Consider the following 25242-nt stretch of genomic DNA (forward strand, 5'->3'; position numbering starts at 1 on the left):
GTTCGCCTTGCGCCAGGCTCAGGTTTTACCCTCACCGAGCCACCGCACGCTCCTGAATCGCCTCTGGTTTCCTGGAAACCTTCAAACTTCATAATCAGGCCCCATCTATTTACCACCCCCCCCATCCATCGATGGCGCCTGCTGTTGCGTTCCACAACAGGAGCGACAGCCATGCCTTCAACTCTCCCCTCCACCCACCAGAACCTGATCACCCAGCGCTTGCCCGCCTGGGCATCGAGACTTGCAGAAGAGCAATGGCAAACCTTGCGTGCCAGTGCACTGCCTCAGCAGGGCCTGCCAGGGCAGCACGCCGCCTGGTTCGAAAACGCCTTGCCCGACCTGCGCGGAGCCGTACTGGCCAGCCAGACACAGTTGGCCACGGCCCAGCAAAGCCTGGCCAGGGCGCTCAAGGGCCTGCAGCAGATCGACGCGTTCGCCGAACCACTGCTCGCCGAGCGCCTGAAGGCCGAGCACGGGTTCGAGACCCCGCTGCGTACCTCGGAGCTGATCCAGGTCCATGATCTGTTCACCCATCAGGTCTACGTAAGCACCTACGAACGACGCAGCCTGCTCCAGGCAGCACTGCACAACTTTGCCGACGATGTCAGCTTCAACATCAAGAGCGCGCTGGCCCTCGAGGGCGACAGCGAAATCACCGACATTACCGTGACCGGTAGCACGACCCTTGGCGACAGCGAAACCCAGGTGCCCTACTCCCTGGCCTCCAAAGCCTTCAAGATCAAACCGCTGCCGCTTACTCCCGAGGCCTTTGCCAGCACCTGCCGCGACCTCGACCTGGGCCAGCGCTACCAAGCGCACCTGGAAGCCAGGTTCAGCGCGCCCGATGTCCGCCCCGCCGCAATCAGGCTTTACCAAAGCAACCTGCAACTGGCAGCCGACCTGGCGCGACTGCAGCATCGGATCGGCGGCAACGCACGGGATTGCATCCAGCAGTTGCTCGACGACGGATCGGCCCTGCCTTGCCAGCAATTGCAAGTGTTCGGCGTGACGTTGCACGAGGCCCTGCTGGTCGATGCGGGTGAAGCCGGTCGACTGCTGTATCTCCCGGGGCAGGAAGCCGCCGTCCGCGCCTTCGGCAGTGAGCAGGCGTTGGTCGCGCAATTGCAGACCGATCTTTGCGACCCCACCTTTCGCAGACGGTGCCTGGCGCTCATCGCCAGCGAAGATCGGCTGCAGTTCCTCGATCGGGCACGGCAAAACCTCAGCAGCGATGCGCACGCAAGCTACGATCAAGCCTGGACACTGCCTGAGGGAGCCGATCTGCACCTGGAGCGGCACGACATCGAAGGGCCGCTGTTCGAGTTCCTGTACAGCGACCATCTCGCCTGGCTCAAGGCCGAGGCACTGCTGCTCGCCGTGCCCACGGCCCAGGCCGACGAGCGGGCGCGCAAGAAGCGCCTGCAGATGTGGGAGAGCCTTGGGTTGAATGCCCTGATGACCCTCGGCTTCTTCATACCGGCCATCGGCGTGCTGATGATCGCCGTGACCGCCTGCCAATTGTTGCATGAGGTCTACGAAGGCTACGAGGCCTGGGAGGTCGGTGATCGCGACGAGGCGTTCCAGCATCTGAAAGTGGTAGGCCTGAACCTGGCGGTAATCGCCGGGCTGCATGTCGGTGGCCAGGTGGTGCGCACGCTCACCCGCACACCGCTGCTCGAGAGCCTCGACCCGATCACCCGGGCCGATGGCAGCCAACGCCTCTGGCGCCCCGACCTGGCGCCCTACCGTATCCCGGCCTCCGACGCCACGCCGGACTCCTTGCAGATGGACGGCCACTGGTATCGACGACGCTTCGACGCACAGCTGCAGCGTTGGCGGCTGGTTCATCCTGACGACCCTGACGCCTACCAGCCCCTGCTGGAGCACAATGACGAAACGGCCTGGCGCGCCGAGCACGAACAACCCCGCGACTGGCCACTGGCGACACTGGTGAGGCGGCTGGACAGCCGTCTTGAAACCTTCACCCCGGCACAGCTGGAGCTGGCTGCGCGCATCAGCGGCGTGGACGAAGCACAACTGCGCCAGGTACACCTGACCCATGCCAAGACCCCACCGCTGCTGGCCGACACCTTGGTACGCCTGCGCCTGCAACGGCAGATCGCGCAAACCTATCCGACAGCCAGCGGCGCCGAGCGTGACAGGCTGTTCGCCGAAGGCTACGGGGCCAGTGTGCCAGCCCATGCCGACGAAACACGGATGCAGCAGGACTACCCGGGACTGAGTGCGCCATTGTGCAGGCGCCTGCTCGGTTCGATGACCACGACCGAGCAGGCGGCCTGGAGCACCGGACAAGACCTTCCAGCACGCCTGGCCAACCTTGCGCGGGGCCTCGAGGATGAGCTGCCGGTTGCCCGAGGTCTGGAAGGCCTGAACCTGCCCGAGCTGGCCAGCGCCCACAGCGAACGCCTTGCGCTCAAGGCCATGACGGCGCTGAAGGGCTGGCCACAGGATGTGCGCATCGAGCTGCGCGCGGAGGATCTCCAGGGGCGTACCCTGGCCGCGGCTGGCAGCCGCTACGCGACTCGCTTGCGGGTCATCATCAAGTCTGCGCAAGGTTACGCGCCTTATCTGGGCGAGCGTCCCGCTCCCCCACATGACACTGCCGATCTGTGCCAGGCGGCGGCGAAGGTACTGTCGGCCAGTGAACGCGCAGCGATGGAGCTTGAGGCCGGAGCCAGCGACAGCCTGCGAGCGCGCCTGACAGCCCTGGTCGACACCGACCGCCAAGCCTGGGCCAGACAGTTGCGCCCATTCGGCGACTTCGCCTGGTTGCGCCAACAGGGCCTGCGTGGTGGAGCGCCAATGGATCCGAACCCTGCGCCAGGCGGCGAGCCTGAGCCGGCGGTCGTCCCCCCGCCACCTCCCGCACCGATCGACCGAGCGCTTTACCGCCAGGTGCAGCAGGTCTACCCCACGATGAACAATGACGGCATAAATGCCTTCTTTGCCTCGAGTCGTGAGCAAGGAGCAAGCCCGGATCAGGCCGTGGCAGCCCTGAACGCACAGTATCAATCAGTAACGTCCAACTTCGCTGCCTGGGCCGCAGGCTCACCTGCACGGACCCGGGCCATGCCGCGACTGCTGAACAGCTGGCGCGGCATGAGTCGACAATCGCTGGGCGAAGACCGGCTGTTCTCAATGGAACTGGCCGACCTCGATCTCACCAACGACGACCTCGCCAGCCTAGAGCTGCCCCACCATTTCCCACATGTCGGGATCCTCGACCTGGCCCGCAACCCGCACATCGACACCCTGCCCGCTTCGTTGCTGGAACGCTTGCCCAACCTGCAGGGGCTGACCCTGGAAGAGTGCTCGCTGCAACACATTCCGCAACTGAGCAACCCGCAAACCCTACGCTTGCTGGACCTGGAGGAAAACAACCTGACCTGGAACGAGCAGGCACAGCAAAGGCTCAACGAGATGGTCAACCTCAGGACCCTGGACCTCACCAACAACCCGCTGCAGGCAAGCCCCAACCTGGAAGCCTTGCCCCGCCTGGACTCACTGATGCTCGGGAATTGCGAACTGACCGAAATGCCCGCTGGGCTGGTGAACATGCGCAACCCGAACATCGTCAACCTGTCGGAAAACCGCTTCACCGAACTGCCACAGCCACAACCTCTGCCGCGTCCACTCGCTCAGGTGATGCGCCTGGAAAGCCAGCACATGGGCGACGGCATGATTGCGCAGATCAATGCCTACTATGTGCGTTTCGGCGTAGACCTGATGGTCGCCGACCATGAATACGAAGCCTTGCTGTCCATGGCCAGCGAAGAGGACACCGCCGTCTGGGAGCGCCTGCCCCTTCAGTACCGCAGGGACCTGAGGCCGCTGATCGAGGACGAGCAGTTCAATGCAGCACCCGACGCAAACCTCGCAGAAATCTGGCGGCGCCTTTACCTGATGGATCAAGACCCGGTCCTGGGCGAGCAAGCCGTTGCCGCAGGTGCCCAACACTTGCTGGAACTGCCTTTCCCACCGGCGCCCGAAGCCGAGCTTGCCGAATCGCCGGAGCCGCCGTCACCGGAAGAGTAAACACCATGGCCACCCGTCGGCGCCTGCCGGGCGCCGGTGGGTCGTCGATGGCGAACCCTCGCGCTTGAACCAGACTGGAATATTTCCGACAGCAGGTGCATGCTCGGCTGAAGCGTTTCACCTGATCAGCTAAAAAGTGAGGTGCAGTACCCATGGACCGTCTGCTCGATTCGCTGTTTCCCACCCCAGAAGACATCCCCGAGGCCTGGCGCCTGGGCGAGCCGCTGGAGCAACGCGACTACCTGGTGGGCGGGCAGCTCAGGCGTTGGGACGGGCCGCTGGCCACCGTGCGCAGCCCGGTGTGGCTCAAGCAAGGCGATGAAGAACGCCAGGTCATCCTCGGCAGCGCACCGCTGCTCGATGCCGACACCGCCCTCACCGCCCTCGATGCCGCGGTGCAGGCCTACGACAAGGGTCGCGGCGCGTGGCCGAACATGCGTGTTGCCGAGCGTATCGAGCATGTCGAAGCCTTCCTGGCGCGCATGCGCGAACAGCGCACGGCGGTGGTCAAGCTGCTGATGTGGGAGATCGGCAAGAACCTCAAGGACTCGGAAAAGGAGTTCGACCGCACCTGCGACTACATCGTCGATACCATCAACGCCCTCAAGGACCTGGACCGCCGCTCCAGCCGCTTCGAGCTGGAACAGGGCACCCTCGGCCAGATCCGCCGCGCACCACTGGGGGTGGCGCTGTGCATGGGGCCATACAACTACCCGCTCAACGAAACCTTCACCACGCTGATCCCGGCGCTGATCATGGGCAACACGGTGGTGTTCAAGCCGGCGAAGTTCGGCGTGCTGCTGATCCGCCCGCTGCTCGAAGCCTTCCGCGACAGCTTCCCGCCGGGGGTGATCAACGTCATCTATGGCCGTGGCCGCGAGACGGTCAGCGCCCTGATGGCCAGCGGCAAGGTCGATGTGTTCGCCTTCATCGGCACGCACAAGGCCGCCAGCGACCTGAAAAAGCTCCACCCGCGCCCCCACCGCCTGCGTGCGGCGCTGGGCCTGGACGCCAAGAACCCAGGGATCGTGCTGCCAGAGGTGGACCTGGACAATGCCGTCGACGAAGCCTTGACCGGCGCCCTGTCGTTCAACGGCCAGCGTTGCACGGCATTGAAGATCCTGTTCGTGCACGAGGATGTGGTCGAGCCGTTCCTCGAGAAATTCCAGCGCAAGCTTGCTGCGCTCAAGCCTGGCATGCCCTGGGAACCCGGCGTTGCACTGACGCCGCTGCCGGAGCCGGGCAAGGTCGACTACCTCGACGGCCTGGTCGCCGATGCGCAGGCCCACGGCGCCAAGGTCATCAACCCGGGCGGCGGCCAGAGCCGGGGATCGTTCTTCTACCCCGCCCTGCTGTACCCGGTGGCACCGTCGATGCGCGTCTATCACGAAGAGCAGTTCGGCCCGCTGGTGCCGGTGGTGCCCTACCGCGACCTGCAGACGGTGATCGACTATGTGCTCGACTCCGACTACGGCCAGCAGCTGAGCCTGTTCGGCAACGATCCGCAGACCGTCGGTGCGCTGGTCGATACCTTCGCCAACCAGGTCGGGCGCATCAACCTCAACGCCCAGTGCCAGCGCGGCCCGGACACCTACCCGTTCAACGGCCGCAAGAACAGCGCAGAAGGTACGTTGTCGGTGCATGACGCGCTGCGGGTATTCTCGATCCGTACCCTGGTGGCCACCAAGTTCCAGGAGGCCAACAAGACGCTGATCAGCGAGATCATCCGCAATCGCCAGTCCAGCTTCCTGACCACCGACTACATCTTCTAGCCAGCAGGCGCTTAATCGGAAAACGGCATTTGCGCATTCGTCGAAACTGTACAAATATACAGTTTCGACGAATGGCCACCTTCCACAGGAGGTATCCGCAATGCCAGCCAAACCCATCCCCGAAGGCCAGCACAGCATCACGCCCTACCTGGGTATCAAGGATGCCGACAAGGCCATTGCCTTTTATAAACAAGCCTTCGGCGCCGTCGAGATGTTTCGCCTCGACGGTCCCGACGGCCGCGTCGGTCATGCCGAGCTGAAAATCGGCGACTCCTCGCTGATGCTCGCCGATCCCTGCGACATGGACGGTGGCCTCACCGCCAGCCAGTCGCTGCCAGGGGCGGCCATCGGCTTGCACCTGTATATCGAGGACTGCGACAAGGTCTATGCCCAGGCCGTCGCTGCCGGCGCCACGCCACTGCGAGAGGTCCAGGACCAGTTCTACGGCGATCGCAGCGGTACCTTGAAAGACCCGTTCGGCAACCTCTGGTTCGTGTCCACCCACAAGGAAGACCTGAGCCCCGAAGAGATCCGCGCCCGCGCGGCCAAGCTGTTCGGCGGGAACTGAACGGGCGACGAGTCGCAGGCCGTGCGCTTGAAGTTGAAAGCGCCGCGGCTTTGCTTGAAGCTTGAGGCTTGTAGCTCGGAGCTGCTATTGAATGCGAATCATCGAAAAGAACGGCGCGCAGGTGCGCACCCTCACACCGGCCGAAGAAGAACTGCTGGCCGGTTTTGCCAGTGCCACGCTGGTTGGCCCGCGCTTGCTGCAAGCCAACCAGTGGCTGATGAAGGTACGCAGCGCCAACCAATGGCTGGCCTGCGACTGCCGCAAGGATGCCCTGCCGGTGCTCAATGTCAGCCTCAACGGCAACACCGGCACCTTGTTCCTGCGCAACAACCCCGACACCCCCGAGCATGCCCCCGGCTGCCCCTTCACCAAGGACGAGCGCGAAGCCATCGAGCGCAGCGAGGATGTGCCGCCGCCTGCAGCCTGGCTGCCACCCGACACGCCGCTGCGTCTGCTCGGCGACTTCCGTCGCGCCAGCGCAGGTAATGGAGCAGGCGGTGAAACCGCGGAGCGCCGTGAGCAACAGCGGCTGCTGTCACTGTTGCTGACCTGGATCGAGGCCAGCGGCCTGAACGTCTACGCCACGCACCTGAAAAAAGACCTCACCGCACAGTTCGCCGAACTGCGCGGTGTCGCTGGCCGCTATCCGCTGCTCGAGCGAGTTCCGGCCAGCAACTATCTGGAAACGCGCCTGGACATGAAGCACATGATGATGCTCAAGGCGCGCCTGCGTGAATCCACCGTATTCGGCAACCACCGTCGCCACGGCCTGTTGCTGGACTGCGTCGAGCAGATCAAGGGCCGCAAGCTGTTCAACGCCCGCAGCGAGGACGGCTTCGACTTCCAGGGCCATCACCTGCTCTGGGGCGGCAGCAAGACCGGCGGCCCGCTGTTGGCCCTGGCGCTGTACTCGCCCACCACTGCCGGTAGTCATTACTACGAACTGATCCATGTCGCCAGCGTACCGGTGCTGTCACGTGTGCACTTGTTCCCGGTATACCGCGACGAGGAACGCGAGCCGCTGAAAGCCTTGGTCTCGCTGATCGACTGGATGGCGAGCAAGGGGGTGAAAGTGCTGATGCGCCGCCCGGTGATCGGTGGCGAGGTGATGGACGAGCTGGTGCTGACCTCCGACCAGGACCGCGTGCTGTCGGTGTCACTGCTGGAAAAACCGCTCGGGCCGGAGCCCGATACGGATAATTTCAAGCGCTACGCAGACTTCAAGAGCCCGGAAACCTTTCGCAAGTATGTGGCGGGGTTCTTCATGCGTGAGCGTTAGGTTTTGTACAAGAAGAAGAGGCATCCTTCGTTGAGGGAGGCACCGCCACGCCTACAGAACTTTTCCTGCAGAGCCGAGGGTCTACAGGGCGATAAGGGACGAGCAAGGGCCCTGTATGAGCTTAACGCTTACAGAAACAGCCAATAACACCTATAAAAAACGCTCCCCTGCCGAACGCTTGAAACTACCCGAACCTTTCCAGCAACTGATAAAAATGCCAGTACCCTGGCTATTTTCATGGATCTATAGTGCGGTTTCATCCAGCGCTTAGAGAAACGCCGCCATGAGAACTTTTCTTCCGTTTACCCTTGCCGTCATGATTGCTGCCTGCGCGAAAACTCCTGAACTTTCCCCACCCATGCCCACACGCTCTTCCAGCCCGTCAATAACCCAAGAGACTTTGAAGGTGCTGGACACGAACGCGGAAAATGCACTGCAAAAAATTGATCGGTGGTTTCGAGATAGCCGAATCGATTGTGGGTCATCGCAACGCCCTGCCTTTCTTTGCAGTGGTGTATTGATACGCGTGACTCAGAGTTACCAGTCCTTCGATCCATGGGAGCCAAGTCCCCGCTCGATTTCCAGGCAAGGTGTTTCGGCATCCTGGCTTCGACAGGATTCCCCTATTTACAGCACGTTTAAGTTCCGCAACGGCTTCATACTCTATCCGGTCATGGAACGACCTGCAGGGAAGGCGCAAATTCACGTGAAATGTACGTTCCCCCGTGATGCAGCGACTGATAACAGGATGCCAGCCTGCTCTGAGTACGCCGGTTATCCGGCAAGCAAACCCTGCAATGAGCAAGGCATCAACACTGCAGAAGATTGGAAGCGTCATTACGATCAGATGGGTAAGACCAACCGTATTTGTGGCTGGAATGTAAGCGCGGGTATTACTACCTCTGCCGATCGTTTCTACCAGAGTATTCGTGCACGTTCATTGCTCGCCAGAGAAGGGCAATGGAATGAATGGAACGAGCTGATTCTGGAGCCGTGGCACAACATCAATTCAGCAACACTGCCCCTGCTGGCATTCTTTTACCAGGCGGGGAATATGGATGCGCTGAATAAAGCCAACCATGACCAACAGCGTTACTACCAAAAGTACGGCCAGTATTTACCTGTCGTCAGTCTTTCCTATTCGACAACCCGCGGGCTTGTGGCTCACTACAATCCTGATGAGCAAGGTCTTCGTCAACAAACTCAATAACCACAGATGGCAAAGCACTCCTGCCAGACCGCGCAACAGTGCTTTGCCAAAAGTCTCGCGTCAGAACGCCGCCTCGAAAATCGCCTCGATCTCGGCCTGGCTGGCACTACGCGGGTTGGTCAGCCCGCAGGCGTCCTTCAACGCATTGGCCGCCAATACCGGCACATCCTCGCGCTTGGCCCCCAGCTCTGCCAGGCCCGCCGGGATCCCCACTGCCACGGCCAGATGCTCGATCGCCGAGATCGCCGCTCCCGCGCCCTGCTCTGCCGTCAGCCCGCACACCTTCACACTCATGGCCTTGGCCACATCGCGCAGGCGCGCGGCGCTGACCTGGGCATTGAAGCGCTGCACATGCGGCAACAACACCGCGTTGCAGACCCCATGCGGCAGGTCGTAGTAGCCACCGAGCTGATGCGCCATGGCATGCACATAACCCAGCGAGGCATTGTTGAAGGCCATGCCGGCGAGGAACTGGGCGTACGCCATGTTCTCCCGGGCTTGCAAGTCCTGGCCATTGGCGACCGCCTGGCGCAGGTTGTCGTTGATCAAGGTGATGGCCTTGAGTGCACAGGCGTCGGTGATCGGGTTGGCGGCCGTGGAGACATAGGCCTCGATGGCGTGGGTCAGCGCGTCCATGCCGGTGGCGGCGGTCAGGCCCTTTGGCATGCCGACCATCAGTGCCGGGTCGTTGACCGACAGGATCGGCGTGACATTACGGTCGACGATGGCCATTTTCACGTGGCGCGATTCGTCGGTGATGATGCAGAAACGGGTCATCTCGCTGGCCGTGCCGGCCGTGGTGTTGATGGCGATCAGCGGCAGTTGCGGCTTGGCCGAACGGTCCACGCCTTCATAGTCGCGAATATGCCCGCCGTTGGTGGCGCACAGGGCGATACCCTTTGCGCAGTCATGGGGCGAGCCACCACCGAGCGAGATCACGCAATCGCAGCGTTCGCGCTGCAACAGCGCCAGGCCCGCCTCGACGTTGGCAATGCTCGGGTTGGGCTTGGCACCGTCGAAGATCGTCGAGTCGATATCACGCTCGGCCAGCAACCCGGCGATGCGCTGGGCGACCCCGGCCCTGGACAGGCCTTCGTCAGTCACGATCAACGCCTTGCGCAAGCCGTAGCCGGCAATCGCCGCCATGGCTTCGTCCAGGCAATCGAGGCCCATGATGTTGACGGGTGGAATGAAGAAGGTGCTGCTCATGGCCGAGATCCTCTCAGGTTGTTGTCTGTCTACCTTCGAGGATCTGCCCGAACTGCCGCACGCATGTTGATCCAGGACAAGCCGCCGTGACTGAACGGTCGACATCGCAGACAATCCGCGATGAGCGGCACTCGCTCAGCCCAGAAACAGCCGATACGCCGGATTGTCCGTCTCATCCCAGTAGCGATAGCCCATGGCCTGCAGCGTCTGTGGCATGAGGGCCTGTTCGTCGGCCGGGACCTCCAGCGCAGCGAACACCCGGGCCTCGGCAGCGCCATGGTTGCGGTAGTGGAACAGGCTGATGTTCCAGTTCTGGCCCAGACGCTCTAGAAAGCCCAGCAACGCGCCTGGGCGCTCAGGAAACTCGAAACGCAGCACCCGCTCGTCGGCGCCTGGCGCTGCATGGCCGCCGACGGTGTGGCGCACATGCAGCTTGGCCAGTTCGTTGTCAGTCAGGTCGAGTACCTCGTAGCCCTGTGCACGCAAGCTGTCCAGCAGGCCCTCGCGCGGGTCGTGCTGTGGATGGGTCTGTACGCCGACGAACAGCCGGGCTTCCTTGCCCGGGTGGTAGCGGTAGTTGAACTCGGTTACCTGACGCTTGCCCAGGGCCTGGCAGAACGCGCGAAAACTCCCCGGCCGCTCGGGGATGGTGACCGCGATCACCGCCTCACGCTGCTCGCCGAGCTCGGCACGCTCGGCCACATGGCGCAGGCGGTCGAAATTGATGTTGGCCCCGGAGTCGATGGCGACCAGGGTCTGCCCACGAACGCCATCACGCGCCACGTACTTCTTGATCCCGGCCACGGCCAGCGCACCGGAAGGTTCGGTGATCGAGCGGGTGTCGTCGTAGATATCCTTGATCGCTGCGCACAACTCATCGCTGCTGACGGTGATCACTTCATCGACGAAATGCCGGCACAACTCGAAGCAATGGGCACCGACCTGGGCCACCGCCACACCGTCGGCGAAGGTGCCGACCTGCGCCAGTACCACCCGCTCACCAGCGGCCAGCGCAGCCTGCAGACAGTTGGAGTCCTCGGGCTCGACACCAATCACCTTGACCTGCGGACGCAGGTACTTCACATAGGCCGCGATACCCGCGATCAAGCCTCCGCCACCGACCGGGACGAAGATCGCATCCAGTGCGCCCGGGTGCTGGCGCAGGATCTCCATGGCCACGGTGCCCTGCCCGGCGATCACGTCCGGATCGTCGAATGGCGGGACGAAGGTCGCTCCCTGGCGGTCGGCCAGTTGCAGCGCATGGGCCAAGGCATGGGGGAAGCTTTCGCCATGCAGCACCACGTTGCCGCCGCGCGAGCGCACACCGGCGATCTTCAGTTCAGGGGTGGTGGTGGGCATGACGATGGTCGCCGTCATGCCCAGGTGCGAAGCAGCCAGCGCCACGCCCTGGGCATGGTTGCCGGCGGAAGCGGTGACCACGCCACGCTCGCGCTGGACCTGGGACAGGCGCGACAGCCGGGTATAGGCACCGCGGATCTTGAACGAGAAGGTCGGCTGCAGGTCTTCGCGCTTGAGCAATACCTGGTTGCCGAGGCTGCTCGACAGCGCCGGGGCCGCCTGCAGCGGGGTTTCGATGGCCAGGTCGTACACGGGCGCTGCAAGAATGCGCCGCACCTGCTCCGACAGCAGTTGCTGGGGCGTGACGGGGGAACGGGGGCTGACGCTCAGATTGCTCATCGATGACTCCTGGGGGTTTGCAGATGCCCAGGAGTCGAGAAGAAAAAACCCGCCTCCAGGGCGGGTTTCGGTGCCAGTGCGCGCTAGCCCGCCAATCCGATAATGGCGGTAATAATAATCAGGCCGAAGGTGCGCACAGGCGAGCAGGTATTCATGGTGTAGGAACTTATCCCGCCAAACCGTAGGAAGTCAACATTCAGCAACGCGCCTGTTGCTGTGCCGACAGCGGCACGTCGAAGACCTTGTCAAAGCCCCACTGGAAGACGAAGGCATAGACGAAGAAGAACACGAACAGTGCCAGGTTGGTGAGCAACGCGCTCCACAGGCTGATATCCAGCCAGAACGCCACCAGCGGCAGCAGGATCAACACCAGGCCGCCCTCGAAACCCAGGGCGTGCAGCAGGCGTCGGAACCAGGTGCGGGTACGCTGCGCCTGGCGTGCTTCCCAGCGCTCGAACGCCCAGTTGTAGCCCATGTTCCAGCTCATGGCGATACCCGACATCAGGATCGAAAGTATCGTCGAATGGGCCATGCCGGCGTCGAACATCAGCGACAGCGCAGGCGCCACGCACGCCACGGCGATGACTTCGTAGAGGATGGCCTGGACGACCTTGCGGGCCTTGCCTTGCATGGGGCACTCCTTGGCGGAAACGGAAGGAGACGGTACGCCGGTTCAGGCACCGGTTCAAGCACAGGAATCGTGTGGAAAAATCGTTAGGCTGCTTTCTTTTACCCCTCGAGCCAGCCATGATTGCTGCACCGCCGCCCGCGAACACAGCCATGACCGCCCCAGCCCCTACGCCCGTCAGCTCCACCGCCCTGACCCTGCAGATCCTTTCGATCGTGTTCTACACCTTCATCGCCTTCCTGTGCATCGGCCTGCCCATCGCGGTGCTGCCCGGCCATGTACACGACCAGTTGGGCATGGGTGCGGTGATCGCCGGCCTGACCATCGGCTTGCAGTACCTCGCCACCTTGCTCAGCAGGCCCTTCGCCGGTCGCGTGGCCGACAGCCTGGGTGGCAAGCAGGCGATTCGCTATGGGCTGTATGGCATTGCCGGTTGCGGCGTGCTGACCCTGCTGTCGGCCTGGTCCCTCGCCCTGCCCTCGTTGAGCCTGGGATTACTGCTGGCCGGGCGTGTGCTGCTGGGGGTCGCCCAAGGCCTGATCGGTGTCGCCACGTTGAGCTGGGGTATCGGCCAGGTCGGTGCCGAGCACACCGCCCGGGTGATCTCATGGAACGGTATTGCATCCTATGGCGCCATCGCCATCGGTGCGCCCGCCGGGGTGGTGATGGTCGGCCAACTGAGCTTCACTGCCCTCGGCCCGGCCTTGCTGGTGATGGCGCTGCTGGCCCTGTGGGTGCTGCGCGGCCGCCCGGACGTGGTGGTGGTGCGCGGTGAACGCCTACCTTTCTGGTCGGCCTTCGGCCGCGTTGCGCCCTGCGGCATGGGGCTGACACTGGCGTCGATCGGCTACGGCACCCTGACCACCTTCGTCACCCTCTACTACCTGGAGCAAGGCTGGGTCGGCGCGGCCTGGTGCCTGAGCGCCTTCGGCCTGTGCTTCATCGTCTCGCGGCTGCTGTTCGTCAACGCGGTCAACCGCTTCGGCGGCTACAACGTGGCGATCGCGTGCATGGCCACCGAAGTGCTGGGGCTGACCCTGCTCTGGCTGGCACCGGCACCGGGATCGGCGTTGGTTGGGGCGGGGCTTACCGGCTTTGGCCTGTCACTGGTGTACCCGGCGCTGGGCGTGGAGGCGATCAGGCAGGTCCCCAGCGCCAGCCGGGGCGCGGGGCTTGGGGCCTACGCGGTGTTCTTCGACCTGGCATTGGGCCTGGCCGGCCCGGTGATGGGCGCGGTCGCCGTGCACCTGGGTTATGCGTCGATCTTTTGCGTTGCGGCGCTGCTGGCGCTATCAGGGGTGGGCCTGATCCTGCTGCTGGCCCGCCGCGCCGGCCGCGGCTGAGCGCTCGGCGGGCTCCGGGGCACCCAGGGCCTGGCTGAAGAACGCCGCCGTCTCGCTCTGCAGGCCCCGGTGCACCTGGCGCCGGTCGATGCCGTCGGCATCCTTGCACAGCACCGCCATGCGCTGGCGCTGTTCGTCGTCGCAGGGGGCCATGAACACGAAATGCCCAGCACCGGACAACAGCCGGTAGTCGGGCGTGACCGGCAACTTGCGCGCCAGGGCGCTGGCGTTGCGGTCGACAGCCAGCAACTGGTCCTGGTCGCCGCTGTAGATCAGTGCGGGCACATGCACACCGGCCAGGGCATGGCGGCCAAACATCAGGCTCAACGGTGCCATCAGCATCACCGCGCCGACACGCGGGTCGGACTGCGGGGTCAACTCGCTGCGGTCGGCGATCAGCACGCCGTGGGTCTTGCAGGCATCGGCATCCATCGGCCGTTCCAGGCAATAGTTGCGCAGCCGTTCAAGGTCTGGCTGGGCGCCCGACAGGATCAACGCGGTCTCCCCGCCTGCCGAGTAGCCGATCACGCCAACCTTGCCCTGGTTGAGGTAAGGGCTGAGCAGGTGATCTGCACGTGCAGCGGTGATCGCGGCGCTGACCTGCAAGGGCCGGCCATAGAGGTTGCTGAGCTTGCCCAGCCGACTGTGGTCACGAAGGTTGTCGCCCGGGTGGGTGACGGCCACTACCACGAAGCCCTGGCGGGCCAATGAGGTCGCCAGGTCGTGCAGCGCCACCGGGGTGCCGGTATTGCCATGGGAGACCACCAGCAGCGGGAACTGGCCCATGGCGACCGGCGCCTCTTCGGCCACACGCAGGGTGTAGCCTTCGATGCGCGTAGGCCGCGCCGGGCTGCTGCTGGGATAGAACACCAAGGCCTGCATGGGCTGTGCGTCCACCGGATCGGCAAGCGTGAGACGATGCAGGCCGGCCACCCAGGGTGAAGCCTCGGCACGGGCCAGCAGGCCGCCAAGCAGGAGCAACGTCAACAGGGCACGGGTTTTCATCGCGAGCGTCTCTCCCCACGAGGCGGACGAGTAGCATAAGCATAGAAGCTACGCGATGGACGACAGATGAAACATCCATGAAAAAGCCGGCTGTCGCACAAGGCGACAGCCGGCTTTTTCGGGGTTTCTATCAGGCTGCGGCGAACAGCTCGTTGGCAATCTGCGCCTGGGCAGCGTCGATGGCCTTGCTGCGGTGCTCCGGACCATACGCCAGGCCGTGGGCGCGGACGATTTCCAGGTCGGTGATGCCGATGAAGCCCAGGAACACCTTGAGGAAATCTTCATGACCGACACCGGTCGGCTGACCTTGGTGCAGGCCACCGGCAGTGGACACCAGCACCACCTTCTTGTCACCGCACAGGCCTTCCGGGCCAGCTTCAGTGTAGCGGAAGGTCTTGCCGGCGACGGCAACGCGATCGATCCAGGCCTTGAGCTGGGTCGGCACGGTGAAGTTGTACATCGGAGCACCGATGACCACCGCGTCGGCGGCGAGGAATTCAGCCAGGGTTTCGGCACTCAGGCGGGCTTCGTGGGCCAGGGCGGCGTCACGGGCCTCTTCGGCGGTGCCGGCGGCGACCAGGGTCGCGGCCGAGAAGTGGCTGATGGCATCGGCAGCGAGGTCGCGGTAGATGACTTCGACGCTAGGATCGGCAGCCTTCCAGGCATCGACCACTTCGCGGCTCAACTGGCGGGAGGCGGAATTGTCGCCCAGGATGCTCGAATCGATGTGCAACAGTTTCATGGGACTCTCCTGTAAATGAAGACCGCGGCTGTGCGCGATCACGATGGAGAGAATCCTACAGAGGCGATGAATAACTGATTAGTCGGCAAAAATGCATTAGTTTGTTCCACTGATGGAACAGTGAGATATCCGTATGCAAGACTTCAACGACCTCTTCTACTTCGCCCGAGTGGTCGAGGCCGGTGGCTTCGCTGCCGCCGGTCGCCAGTTGGGCATCCCCAAGTCGCGCCTGTCGCGGCGTATCGCAGAACTCGAGGAACGCTTGGGCACACGCCTGCTGCAGCGCACCACCCGGCAACTGAAGCTGACCGCCGTCGGCGAACGCTACCTGCACCACTGCCAGGCCATGCTGCTGGAGGCCGAGATGGCCGACGAAGCCGTCGCCAGCATGACCAGCGAGCCGCGTGGACGCCTGCGGGTGTCTGCCCCGGTGGCCCTGGCCCATGCCTTCCTGCCAGACATCATCAGCCGCTTTCTCGCCCAGTACCCGCTGGTGCAACTGGAGATGGTGCTGCTCAATCGCCGTGTCGACCTGATCTCCGAAGGTATCGATGTGGCGCTGCGGGTGCGCGACCTGGGCGACGAGGACCCGGCCCTGGCCACCCGCCGCCTGCGCCAGGCGCAGATGTACCTGGTGGCAGCCCCTGGATTCGCCGACGGGCTCGAGCACCCGTCGCAGCTGGTGGGGCTGCCCGTCCTGGGGGCCGCGGATGCCGATCGCCTGGTACATTTTCGCCTCATCGGGCCCGGCGGCCAGGAGCAGGAGATCGCCCTGGAGCCACGCCTGAACATCGATGACTTCGTGGTGCGCAAGGCCTCGGCCTGCGCAGGCCTGGGCTTTACCGCCCTGCCAAGCAACTATTGCGAGGAAGAACTGGCGCGCGGCGAACTGGTGCACCTGCTGCCGGAGTGGTCGCTGCCTGGGGGTTATCTGCAAGCGGTGTATCCGCACCGGCGCGGCGTACTGCCTGCAGTGCGGGTATGGATCGATCACCTGGCGGCCTCGTTCGAGGCCTGTGGAGAGCGCTATGTCTGAGCGACCCATGAGCCCCGAGCAGGTGGCAGCGTTCTGCCTGAGCCTGCCCGGCGCGCGGGAGGATTACAAATGGGGCGCAATCCGGGTGTTCTCGGTGGCCGGTAACAAGATGTTCGCCGTGCTTGACCTGCCGGGAGCAGGCTTGATGTTCAAGGTCGCCGACGAGCTGTTTCTCGGTTATTGCGACCGTCCCGGGGTACGGCCGGCGCCTTATCTGGCGAGGGCGCGCTGGATCAGCATGCTGCCTCCCTACCCCATGGGCCGGGAAGAGTTGACCGATCTTCTGCAGCGTTCGCACCAACTGGTGGTGCGACGCTTGCCCAAGCGCTTGCAGGTGGGCTTGTTGGCCGATTGAGGATTGCGCGGCGCTCGCTCAGCCCATCAATCCCAGCCAGCGCCCACCCAGCACCAGGCGATCCAGCCAGAACACCTGGTGCAACGCGACGATTGCCCAGAACACCATCTGGTACGACAGCTTGCGGGTCTTGTGCCGGAACAATTGCTGCGCCAGCAAGGCCCCCGGCCAACCACCGAGCAACTCGCTGGCGTGGAGGATTTTCTCTGGCGTGCGCCAGGCCTGGGTGCGGGCCTGCCGCTTGTCCTGCCAGTACAACAACAGGCAGACCAGGCTGGCCGCCGGATACAGCGCCAGGGGCAGCCAGGACTGGCCGCTCCAGGCCATCTGCGCCACCCCCAGCCCCGGTAGCAGGCACAAGACCAGCAGCACCAGCAATTTCAGGCGCAGGTTGCGCACGCCCTCGCCTGCCTGGCCAGCGTCGCGCCGCCCGGCACTTTGCCCGCGTGCCATCAGCCGTGCGCCGTGGCCCAGTCAACCCAGCCGAACTGCCAGGTCGCCAGGATCAGCAGACCAAAGGCAATGCGGTACCAGGCAAAGACCGCGTAGCTGTGGTTGGCGATGAACTTGAGCAACGCACGCACGGCGATCATGGCGAAGATGAACGACACCACGAAGCCGATGGCGAACACCGGCAGGTCGGCCGGCTGGAACAGGTCGCGGTACTTGTAGCCCGAATACACCGCGGCGCCGACCATGGTCGGCATCGCCAGGAAGAACGAGAACTCGGTCGCGGCCTTGCGTGACAGGCCGAACAGCAAGCCGCCGATGATGGTCGAGCCCGAGCGCGAGGTCCCCGGGATCATCGCCAGGCACTGCACCAGGCCGACCTTCAGGGCGTGGGTCCAGCGCATATCGTCGACATGGTCGACCTCGATACGGTGATCGCGGCGCTCGGCCCAGAGCATGATGAAGCCGCCCACCACCAAGGCCACGGCCACGGTGATCGGATTGAACAGGTACTCATGGATCAGGTCGGCGAACAGTACGCCAAGCACGACCGCCGGCATGAAGGCGATCAGCAGGTTGGCGGTGAAACGCCGGGCCTTGGGCTGGCTCGACAGGCCGAACACCACTTCGAAGATCTTGCTGCGAAACTCCCACACCACCGCCAGGATCGCGCCCAGCTGAATGATGATGTTGAACGCCATTGCGCGCTCGCCGCCAAAATCGATCAGGTCGGCCACGATGATCTGGTGGCCGGTGCTGGAAATCGGCAGGAACTCGGTCAAGCCCTCGACGATACCCAGGATGATTGCCTGGAAGGCACTCCAAAAATCCATCAACTCCCCCAATGGACACTGCTCCTGGCAGCACCCTAGTTCTTTTCGATTACAAGTATTCACCGCACGCGCAGCGACGCGTCTTTTACAGCGTTCGTTAGTCCCAACACCAGCGAAAAAGTGCGCCGCGGCTAAAGGTTTCATCTTGCGCGGCCGAAATCCTATCAGAGGCCCTGCGCGAAGGCTTGCGCGGGATGCAACATGGATTGTCGAGCCCGGCACTTAGCCGTTGGTCGACTGGGTTGCAGGCATCCGGTCATGGTTGGATGCTGCTCATATAAAAAGAACAAGACATGGAGTGACCTTTTGATGAAGACCTTGAGATCGATGTCGATCAGCCGTCGTCTGTGGCTGATCCTGCTCGTGGCCGTCGCCATGCTGTTGGTCCTGGGGCTGCTGATGCTGCGCCAGATCCATGGTGACCTGTACCAGGCCAAGGCGCAGAAGACCCAGCATGTGGTCGAGACTGCCGTGGGCGTGCTCGCCTACTACCAGGGGCTGGAGGCCGCTGGCAGCCTCGACCGGCAAAGCGCCCAGCAGCAGGCGCTGCAGGTGGTGCGCAGCCTGCGCTACGACAAGGATGACTATTTCTGGATCAACGACCTGCAACCGAAGATGATCATGCACCCGGTCAACGCCAAGCTCGATGGCCAGGACCTGTCGGCGATCCGCGACCCTGACGGCTTTGCCGTGTTCAACGAGATGGTGACCCTGGCCAAGGCCCAGGGCGCGGGCCCGGTCAACTACCGCTGGCCCAAGCCCGGCGCCAGCGAGCCGGTGGCCAAGACCTCCTATATAGAGCTGTTCAAGCCCTGGGGCTGGATCATCGGCTCGGGGGTGTATGTCGACGACGTACAGGACGAATTCGCTCGCCAGGTCCGCGAGGCCTCGCTGGTCGGGCTGTTCATTGCCCTGGTGATGGGGCTGGTGGTGTGGCTGATCGCCCGCAGCATCGCCCGTCCACTGCACGAGGCGGTACAGGCCATGGGCAACATCGCCAGTGGCGAGAGCGACCTGACCCGCCGCCTGGACACCCACGGACGCGACGAAATCACCCATTTGGGTGAGTACTTCAATCGTTTCAACGGCAAGCTGCAGGGCGTGGTCGGCCAATTGCAGGGCACAGCCCATGCGCTGGCCCAGTCCGCCGGGCACGTCGGCGACAACGCGGGCAGCGCCCAGCAGCACAGTGCCCAGCAATCACTGCAGATGGACCAGGTGGCCACGGCGGTCAACGAGGTCACCTACGCGGTGCAGGATGTGGCGAAGAACGCCGAGCAGGCGGCCGTGGAAATGCGCGCAGCGCAGCAGCAGGTCGGTCAGGGCCAGCAGGCTATCCACGGCAGCCTCCAGCAGATCGACCGGCTGTCGGCGACCATCGACCAGGCCCAGGGGGTGATCCGCGACCTGGCCGGGCACAGCACCAAGATTGGTGGCGTACTGGAAGTGATTCGCTCGATCGCCGAGCAGACCAACCTGCTGGCCCTCAACGCCGCCATCGAAGCTGCGCGTGCGGGCGAACAGGGCCGCGGCTTTGCCGTGGTCGCCGATGAGGTCCGCCTGCTGGCCCAGCGCACGGCGCAGTCCACTGCCGAGATCCAGACCATGATCGAGCACCTGCAGGGCCAGTCGGATGCGGCGGTCCGGGCCATCGACACCAGCAGCGAAGCCTCGCGCCAGACCGTCGAACAGGCCCGCGAAGCCGGCACCAGCCTTGCGGCCATCGAACAGGCGCTGCACACCCTGGCGGCGCTGAACACCTCGATCGCCAGCGCCACCCTGCAGCAGTCCCATGTGGTCGAGGAAATCAACCGCAATGTGCTCGACACCGCGGGCCTTTCGCAACAGACCGCCGAGGCGGCGCGCCAATCCAGCGATGCCGGAGTTTCCCTGGCACGCCTGAGCGAGGAGCTCGAGCAGCTGCTGCGTCAATTCAGAGTCTGAGCAAAAGAAGGGGCGCTACGGCGCCCCGTTTCACAGCGATTCACCTTCCTCGACCCTCAAGCTACAATCGCGCCCTTTCCCTTCCGAAGGATCGCCGATGTCCGGCCTCGAACTCTTCGCCGCCGCGCTCGGCGTCATCGCCGTCTGGCTCACGGTCAGGCAGAACATCTGGTGCTGGCCGATCGGCCTGGTGATGGTGCTGCTCTACAGCTGGATCTTCTACGACGTGAAGCTGTATTCGGACATGCTCCTGCAAGTGGTCTATGCCGTGCTCAACCTCTATGGCTGGTGGCAATGGACGCGCCCGGACCGGGTCGAGGACGCGCGCCAGGTATCGCGCCTGGACACCGCCACGACGCTGCGCGGCCTGGGCCTGGGGCTGCTGGCCAGTGTCGCCCTGGGTGCGGCCATGGCCCACTGGACCGACGCCGCCCAACCCTGGCTGGATGCCGCGCTGACCGGTTTCAGCCTGGTCGCACAGGTGTGGATGGCACAGAAACGCCTGCAATGCTGGGCGTTGTGGTTCGTGGTCGATGTGATCTTCGTTGGACTGTTCCTGTACAAGGGTTTGTACCTGACCGCCGCGTTGTACGCCCTGTTCACCCTTATTGCCGTGCGCGGCTGGCTGGAGTGGCGGCGCGATCCGGCGCTGGCCGGCGCATGAAGGTCCTGGTGTTATGCGGCCCTGAATCCAGTGGCAAGAGCTGGCTCAGTGGCGAAATCCAGCACCGTTTCGGTGGCATCACCGTCGGCGAGTACGTACGTCATTTCATCGACACCGAGCAGCGCGATACCTGCTACGCCGATATCCCGGCCATCGCTCGCGGGCAGTTGGCATGGGAAGACCAGGCGCGGGCAGCCGCACCTTCGCTGCTGATCCTCGATACCCACCTGCTGAGCAACATGCTGTGGAGTCGCGTGCTGTTCGACGACTGCCCAGCGTGGCTGGAACACGCGCTGCTGGCCAGGCACTACGACCTGCACCTGCTGCTCAGCCCCGAGGCTGTGGAGTGGATCGGTGATGGTCAACGTTGCCAGCCGCGGCTGGAGGAGCGCCAGGCATTCTTCGATGACAGCCTGCGCTGGCTGCAGCAGCATGGGCAGCCACTGCGGGTCATTGGCGGGGATTGGCAGCAGCGCCGGGATGACGCAATGGCGGCGGTGGCCGAGCTCCTGGAGTGAGCACGCTCCGGCACTACCAGCACTACCGAGTTGTTAACTCACTGATACACCCACTCGCCACCAAACCCCCATTGCAGGGGCCTCCCCCACACTTTCGGGGGAACTGTCACAGCGCTGATACACTCCCTGCGCATCCCTCCAGATCGCCCGTGCTTCGGCCCTTGACGGGCGATGACCCGACACCTTGTATCAACGCTGATACAACAGAAAACCGGCACGCCTACCCTCCTCGCGCAACCCGCTGATAAATCGGCAAAAAGCAAAACCGGCACGGCTTTCGCTCTCTGTTCTGGCAACGCTCAAAGGCCAGCGCACAGAAAGGGAGCACCGCCGTGGGGAACAAGCACAACACACTGCCTGCACTGCTCGTTCTGGCTTGCCTTGCCGCCACATCGATTGCGCCGCCGGTCTTCGCTGGCGGCAACGGGGTGATCGTCCTCAATCGCGATGTCCAGCCGCGTCAGGCTGATCGCCGAACCGGCACGCCAGACCCCTACCCGACCACCGCCAACACCAATGAGTCGGCACGCATCCAGGCCCAGACCAACAACGAACTGACCGATGGCGACTTCGCCAGCGTCGCCAGCGGCTCGACCGTCAGCCGCATCTTCCAGCCCGACAACTCCGGCAACCTGCGCGGCATGGGCACCGCCCAGTCGCAATTGCCCGGCATGCCCGGCGGTTCCGGCGCCGGGGCGTCCGGCGCCAACAGCATCTCCAGCACGGTCAACCAGAACGTTCAGCGCGGCATGGCGCCGCTGCAGATCCTGACCCGGGGCCAATGATCATGCAGACCCTCAAACTCTCCCTGCTGTGCCTGGCCCTGGGCTGCACCGCAAGCGCCTTCGCCGGCTCGCCTGTGGTGGACAACGCCACCCTCGATGCCAGTGGCCGCGCCTACCAGGGCAACCTCAACATCAACCAGGCCGCAGGTGACGCGCTGCAACAGGCCAACGTGAAAGCCATCGCCATCGGCACCGAAGGCCAGGCCAGCACGCAGATCCGCCAACGCAGCGACTTTCGCGCCAACAGCGCGCTCGACGCCCACGCCAGCATCAATGGCAATGCCTTCAGCAACGGCAACGGCATGCTGGGCATCAACCAATCGGCGGGCGCCGCCACGCAACAGGCCAACGCGGTGCGCATCAGCATCAGCGCAATACCACAGAGCATCGACGACAGCATTCTCAGCCAGCAGAACGTCTCGCTGGCCAACAGCTCCGACGCAACTGATCACACACCCGGCAGTCGCCAGGTCACTACCAGTGACCAGGCCTTCACCGGCAGCCGTGGCGTGATCCAGTTGAATCAGAGCGCCGGGGTAGGCAACCGAATGGCCAACACCCTGAGCGTCCGGGTCGCGGATTGACCCGACCAGCAACACAACACTTAACAACGAAAATATAAGCGGAGAAACACCATGAAACCGAAAATGGCACTCAAGCCTCTGGTATTCGCCCTCGCTGCGGTCATGGCAGTTGCTGCACAAGCCGGCGGCCGTGGAAACGACAACCACGGCGGCCACAACAATGGCCACAACAACAACGAAAGCCTGCTGCTGTCCCTGCTGGTGAACGCCGGCTCTGCCGCCACCGTTCTGGACACCCAGAACAACTCCGGCAACCGTGTGCTGAACCAAGGCACCCGCAACGATGCCCGCATGGACAACTCGGCCAACGGTTCCCAAGGCAACCTGGGCGCCAACGTTGCCGCAGGCAGCGGCAACCAGCAGGACAACGTTGCGGCAATCGCCACCGCCGATGAGAACTTCATCTTCGGCAGTGCCGTGGCCATGGCCCAGGCCACCCAGACCAACGCCGGCAACACCGTCAAGAACTACTCCACCTCCAACAACGCCAACCTCACCGGTTCGGCCAACGGCAGCTCCGGCAACATCGGTATCAACGTGACCGCCGGGGACTTCAACCAACAGAAAAACAACATGGCCATCGCCGTGTCCGGCGGCCGTGTCGCTGCCGCCACCGGTGCAGCCAACCAGAACGTCGGCGGCCTGAACGTCACCAACAAGGCCGACCGTACCTACAGCAAGGAAACCCTCACCTCCACCTTCGCTGCCTACGGCCACTACCAAGGCAATGGCTACGGCTACGTCGAAGACGAAAGCAGCCGCGATCGCTATGGCAACACCCATGTCGACAAGGACCCGCTGAAGTTCCACGAAGAAGGCACCTTCGGCCTGGCCGGTGTTGCCTCCTATCAGGTCCTGACCCCCACCGGCTGGCGCAACCCTGTGACCAACAACGCCAACCTGAGCAACTCGCTCAATGGCGTGTCGGGCAACGTTGGCGCCAACGTCTCGGCCGGCAGTGGCAACCAGCAGACCAACTCGCTGTCCATCGCCGCAGGTTGCAAAGCCTGCATGTAACAGCAGCCGATCGGGGCCCTTCGGGGCCCCTTTCCCTGTCTCTACCCGGTGGAGAAGGTCATGCGCATTGTCCTGCTTGCCACACTCATGTTCCTTGCCGGTCTCGTAGAAGCGGCACAGATGCCGATCGCCGCCTTGCCAGGCGGTACTCTCGTCTACAAGCCAGTGCAGAGCCTGCGTGAGCGGCGCTTCGCCGACCTGGTGCAACAGAAGACCGATTTCAGCTGCGGCGCCGCCGCCCTGGCCACCGTCCTAAAGCAGGCCTACTGGCTCGACGTGGACGAACACCAGGTCATCGAAGGCATGCTCGCCCAATCCGACCAGGACACCGTCAAGGTCCAGGGCTTCTCCATGCTCGACATGAAGCGCTACGTCGAAAGCATCGGCATGCGCGCCAGGGGCTATCGGGTCGAACCCGACACCCTGGAAAAGGTGAGCATTCCGGTGATCGTGCTGATGGACATCCGTGGCTACAAGCACTTCGTGGTGCTCCAGCGCATCGACAAGGGCTGGGTCTACATCGGCGATCCTGTCCTGGGCCACAAACGCTACAAATTCGACGATTTCCTCAAAGGCTGGAACGGCATCATCTTCGCCGTCATCGGCCCCGGCTACGACAAGGCCAACGCCCTGCTCGATCCGCCGGCACCTCTGACCGCGAAGAACCGCGTCGACGGTTTCTACCCGGTGGAAGACGCGCAACTGATGGAGTTCGGTTTCATCCAGAGCGATTTCTTCTGACGATTACAAGGGGCACGAAGTCCCGGGGAGCAGCGATGAAGACTACCACCTGGCTGGTCGCAGCATGCCTGGCTGCCAGCCTCCCCGCCCACGCGCAGGTGTTCAAGCCCATCGAGGTCAAGGACCAGGAGCTTGCCCAACTGCGTGGGAAGTATGTGATGCCGGGGCGAATCATCAGTTTCGGCATCGTCATGAGCAGCACCTGGCAGAACGCCGCCGGTGATCGCATCGGCGCCACAACCACCCTGCAGGTGCAGCAGAACGTGATCAAACCGCAGTTCTACGTGTCGATGACCGGCGAGAACGGCTCGGGCAACGCCCCTGGCCGCGGCAATGGCCTGGTCAACGGCGGTGCAGGCCTGGTCAACACCACCCAGGGCGTGACCCAGTCGGTACGCGCGGCCGGCGACAACAACAGCGCCTATAACGATGTCGCCATCAATGTTCGCGAGGCGGGCCAGATCGGTGATGCCGGTGTGCCGCAAGGCCAGGTCCTGGCCGCAGGCAGCACCCTCAGCACCAGCAACAACGCCGGTACGCTCAGCGTTTCGAACAGTGGCAACGGGATCCAGATGGCCATCCAGGCCAACAACAATCAAGGGCAAAGCATGCAGCGCCTGGCCGAAGGTGGTCTGCTACAAGCCACCACTTTGCTGGGCGGCAGCAACGCGGTCAGCAACCTGACACAGCTCAATGTGGTGCTGCGCGACAACCTGCCTTCGGCAGGCGCGCTGAACTGCAATCTTGATCAACTCAAGGGCCTACGTGTTTCAGGATATTGATCTACGCTTCGTCTCAATCATCG

General features: G+C 63.6%; 23 protein-coding genes and 1 pseudogene. 17 read left to right on the forward strand and 7 right to left on the reverse strand.

The features are described 5' to 3' along the window. Window positions 1–171 precede the first annotated feature (171 nt). The 5 genes from AC2CGW_RS09895 to AC2CGW_RS09915 all read left to right on the forward strand — a co-directional run bounded on the left by AC2CGW_RS09895 (window position 172) and on the right by AC2CGW_RS09915 (window position 8885). On the forward strand, window positions 172–4056 hold the full coding sequence (locus AC2CGW_RS09895) for a dermonecrotic toxin domain-containing protein (RefSeq protein WP_484573967.1): 3885 nt from the start codon (window positions 172–174) through the stop codon (window positions 4054–4056). A 152-nt stretch (window positions 4057–4208) separates the two neighbouring features. Then, entirely contained in the window at window positions 4209–5828 is a 1620-nt protein-coding gene (locus tag AC2CGW_RS09900) for an NADP-dependent glyceraldehyde-3-phosphate dehydrogenase (protein ID WP_186665342.1), read from the forward strand. A gap of 100 nt (window positions 5829–5928) precedes the next feature. Next, window positions 5929–6396 (forward strand): VOC family protein, encoded by a 468-nt coding sequence (locus AC2CGW_RS09905; RefSeq protein ID WP_484573968.1) that lies wholly within the window; start codon window positions 5929–5931, stop codon window positions 6394–6396. Between the two features lie 91 nt (window positions 6397–6487). Then, window positions 6488–7675 carry a hypothetical protein gene (locus tag AC2CGW_RS09910; protein ID WP_186665344.1) on the forward strand — a complete coding sequence of 396 codons (1188 nt, stop codon included), beginning with the start codon at window positions 6488–6490 and terminating at the stop codon, window positions 7673–7675. A gap of 283 nt (window positions 7676–7958) precedes the next feature. Then, entirely contained in the window at window positions 7959–8885 is a 927-nt protein-coding gene (locus AC2CGW_RS09915) for an HvnC protein (protein ID WP_186665346.1), read from the forward strand. A 60-nt stretch (window positions 8886–8945) separates the two neighbouring features. Here the strand turns inward: AC2CGW_RS09915 and yiaY are convergent, their stop codons facing one another. The 3 genes from yiaY to AC2CGW_RS09930 all read right to left on the reverse strand — a co-directional run bounded on the left by yiaY (window position 8946) and on the right by AC2CGW_RS09930 (window position 12423). Next, the gene (gene yiaY, locus AC2CGW_RS09920; RefSeq protein ID WP_484573969.1) at window positions 8946–10094 is read right to left on the reverse strand and encodes an L-threonine dehydrogenase; all 1149 of its coding nucleotides are present in this window, start codon (window positions 10092–10094) and stop codon (window positions 8946–8948) included. Window positions 10095–10229: 135 nt separating this feature from the next. After that, window positions 10230–11783: a threonine ammonia-lyase, biosynthetic gene (gene ilvA, locus AC2CGW_RS09925; protein WP_484574020.1), complete on the reverse strand. Its 1554-nt coding sequence runs from the start codon at window positions 11781–11783 to the stop codon at window positions 10230–10232. A gap of 205 nt (window positions 11784–11988) precedes the next feature. Beyond that, complete coding sequence (locus AC2CGW_RS09930; protein ID WP_054893942.1) at window positions 11989–12423, reverse strand: PACE efflux transporter; 435 nt, start codon at window positions 12421–12423, stop codon at window positions 11989–11991. A gap of 149 nt (window positions 12424–12572) precedes the next feature. On the opposite strand from AC2CGW_RS09930, the gene AC2CGW_RS09935 reads away from it, so the two are divergent. After that, window positions 12573–13763 carry an MFS transporter gene (locus AC2CGW_RS09935; RefSeq protein ID WP_484573970.1) on the forward strand — a complete coding sequence of 397 codons (1191 nt, stop codon included), beginning with the start codon at window positions 12573–12575 and terminating at the stop codon, window positions 13761–13763. On the opposite strand, the gene AC2CGW_RS09940 is transcribed toward AC2CGW_RS09935, so the two are convergent. Beyond that, on the reverse strand, window positions 13713–14768 hold the full coding sequence (locus AC2CGW_RS09940; RefSeq protein WP_186665351.1) for an alpha/beta hydrolase family protein: 1056 nt from the start codon (window positions 14766–14768) through the stop codon (window positions 13713–13715). The two genes, AC2CGW_RS09935 and AC2CGW_RS09940, sit on opposite strands and share 51 nt — an antisense overlap. A gap of 130 nt (window positions 14769–14898) precedes the next feature. After that, window positions 14899–15510: an FMN-dependent NADH-azoreductase gene (locus tag AC2CGW_RS09945; RefSeq protein WP_186665352.1), complete on the reverse strand. Its 612-nt coding sequence runs from the start codon at window positions 15508–15510 to the stop codon at window positions 14899–14901. A 133-nt stretch (window positions 15511–15643) separates the two neighbouring features. Here AC2CGW_RS09945 and AC2CGW_RS09950 point away from each other — a divergent pair, with 133 nt between their 5' ends. Together AC2CGW_RS09950 and AC2CGW_RS09955 are read left to right on the forward strand one after the other, a co-directional pair. Further along, window positions 15644–16546 carry a LysR substrate-binding domain-containing protein gene (locus AC2CGW_RS09950; RefSeq protein WP_186665353.1) on the forward strand — a complete coding sequence of 301 codons (903 nt, stop codon included), beginning with the start codon at window positions 15644–15646 and terminating at the stop codon, window positions 16544–16546. Further along, entirely contained in the window at window positions 16539–16901 is a 363-nt protein-coding gene (locus AC2CGW_RS09955; RefSeq protein ID WP_186665354.1) for an MmcQ/YjbR family DNA-binding protein, read from the forward strand. The genes AC2CGW_RS09950 and AC2CGW_RS09955 overlap by 8 nt, the downstream gene beginning before the upstream one ends. Before the next feature lie 18 nt (window positions 16902–16919). Here AC2CGW_RS09955 and AC2CGW_RS09960 read toward each other — a convergent pair whose 3' ends face one another. Continuing rightward, window positions 16920–17354, reverse strand: a complete 435-nt coding sequence (locus AC2CGW_RS09960; RefSeq protein WP_426351918.1) for a DUF1294 domain-containing protein — start codon at window positions 17352–17354, stop codon at window positions 16920–16922. Continuing rightward, window positions 17354–18184, reverse strand: coding sequence for an undecaprenyl-diphosphate phosphatase (locus AC2CGW_RS09965; RefSeq protein WP_186665357.1), 831 nt, complete (start codon window positions 18182–18184; stop codon window positions 17354–17356). Before AC2CGW_RS09965 ends, AC2CGW_RS09960 begins: the two co-directional genes overlap by 1 nt. A 399-nt stretch (window positions 18185–18583) precedes the next feature. On the opposite strand from AC2CGW_RS09965, the pseudogene AC2CGW_RS09970 reads away from it, so the two are divergent. The 9 genes and pseudogenes from AC2CGW_RS09970 to AC2CGW_RS10010 form a co-directional block, all read left to right on the forward strand. Then, window positions 18584–19255: pseudogene (locus AC2CGW_RS09970) on the forward strand (cache domain-containing protein); the annotation flags it as partial. 138 nt (window positions 19256–19393) lie between these two features. Beyond that, complete coding sequence (locus AC2CGW_RS09975; protein WP_411384465.1) at window positions 19394–20128, forward strand: methyl-accepting chemotaxis protein; 735 nt, start codon at window positions 19394–19396, stop codon at window positions 20126–20128. Between the two features lie 97 nt (window positions 20129–20225). After that, the gene (gene pnuC / locus AC2CGW_RS09980) at window positions 20226–20792 is read left to right on the forward strand and encodes a nicotinamide riboside transporter PnuC (protein WP_186665359.1); all 567 of its coding nucleotides are present in this window, start codon (window positions 20226–20228) and stop codon (window positions 20790–20792) included. Further along, window positions 20789–21310, forward strand: coding sequence for an AAA family ATPase (locus AC2CGW_RS09985; RefSeq protein ID WP_484573971.1), 522 nt, complete (start codon window positions 20789–20791; stop codon window positions 21308–21310). Before pnuC ends, AC2CGW_RS09985 begins: the two co-directional genes overlap by 4 nt. A gap of 332 nt (window positions 21311–21642) precedes the next feature. Beyond that, complete coding sequence (locus tag AC2CGW_RS09990; protein ID WP_484573972.1) at window positions 21643–22095, forward strand: hypothetical protein; 453 nt, start codon at window positions 21643–21645, stop codon at window positions 22093–22095. A 2-nt stretch (window positions 22096–22097) separates the two neighbouring features. Continuing rightward, window positions 22098–22679 carry an adhesin gene (locus AC2CGW_RS09995; RefSeq protein ID WP_484573973.1) on the forward strand — a complete coding sequence of 194 codons (582 nt, stop codon included), beginning with the start codon at window positions 22098–22100 and terminating at the stop codon, window positions 22677–22679. Window positions 22680–22730: 51 nt separating this feature from the next. Beyond that, window positions 22731–23696: a heme utilization protein gene (locus AC2CGW_RS10000; RefSeq protein WP_186665364.1), complete on the forward strand. Its 966-nt coding sequence runs from the start codon at window positions 22731–22733 to the stop codon at window positions 23694–23696. 60 nt (window positions 23697–23756) lie between these two features. Beyond that, entirely contained in the window at window positions 23757–24437 is a 681-nt protein-coding gene (locus tag AC2CGW_RS10005; protein ID WP_186721796.1) for a C39 family peptidase, read from the forward strand. Window positions 24438–24472: 35 nt separating this feature from the next. Further along, a complete protein-coding gene (locus AC2CGW_RS10010) occupies window positions 24473–25219 on the forward strand; it encodes a hypothetical protein (protein WP_186665366.1) in 747 nt (248 codons plus the stop codon). The last annotated feature ends 23 nt before the right edge of the window (window positions 25220–25242 follow it).

It is taken from the genome of Pseudomonas sp. SYWMCR5, from assembly GCF_057197165.1.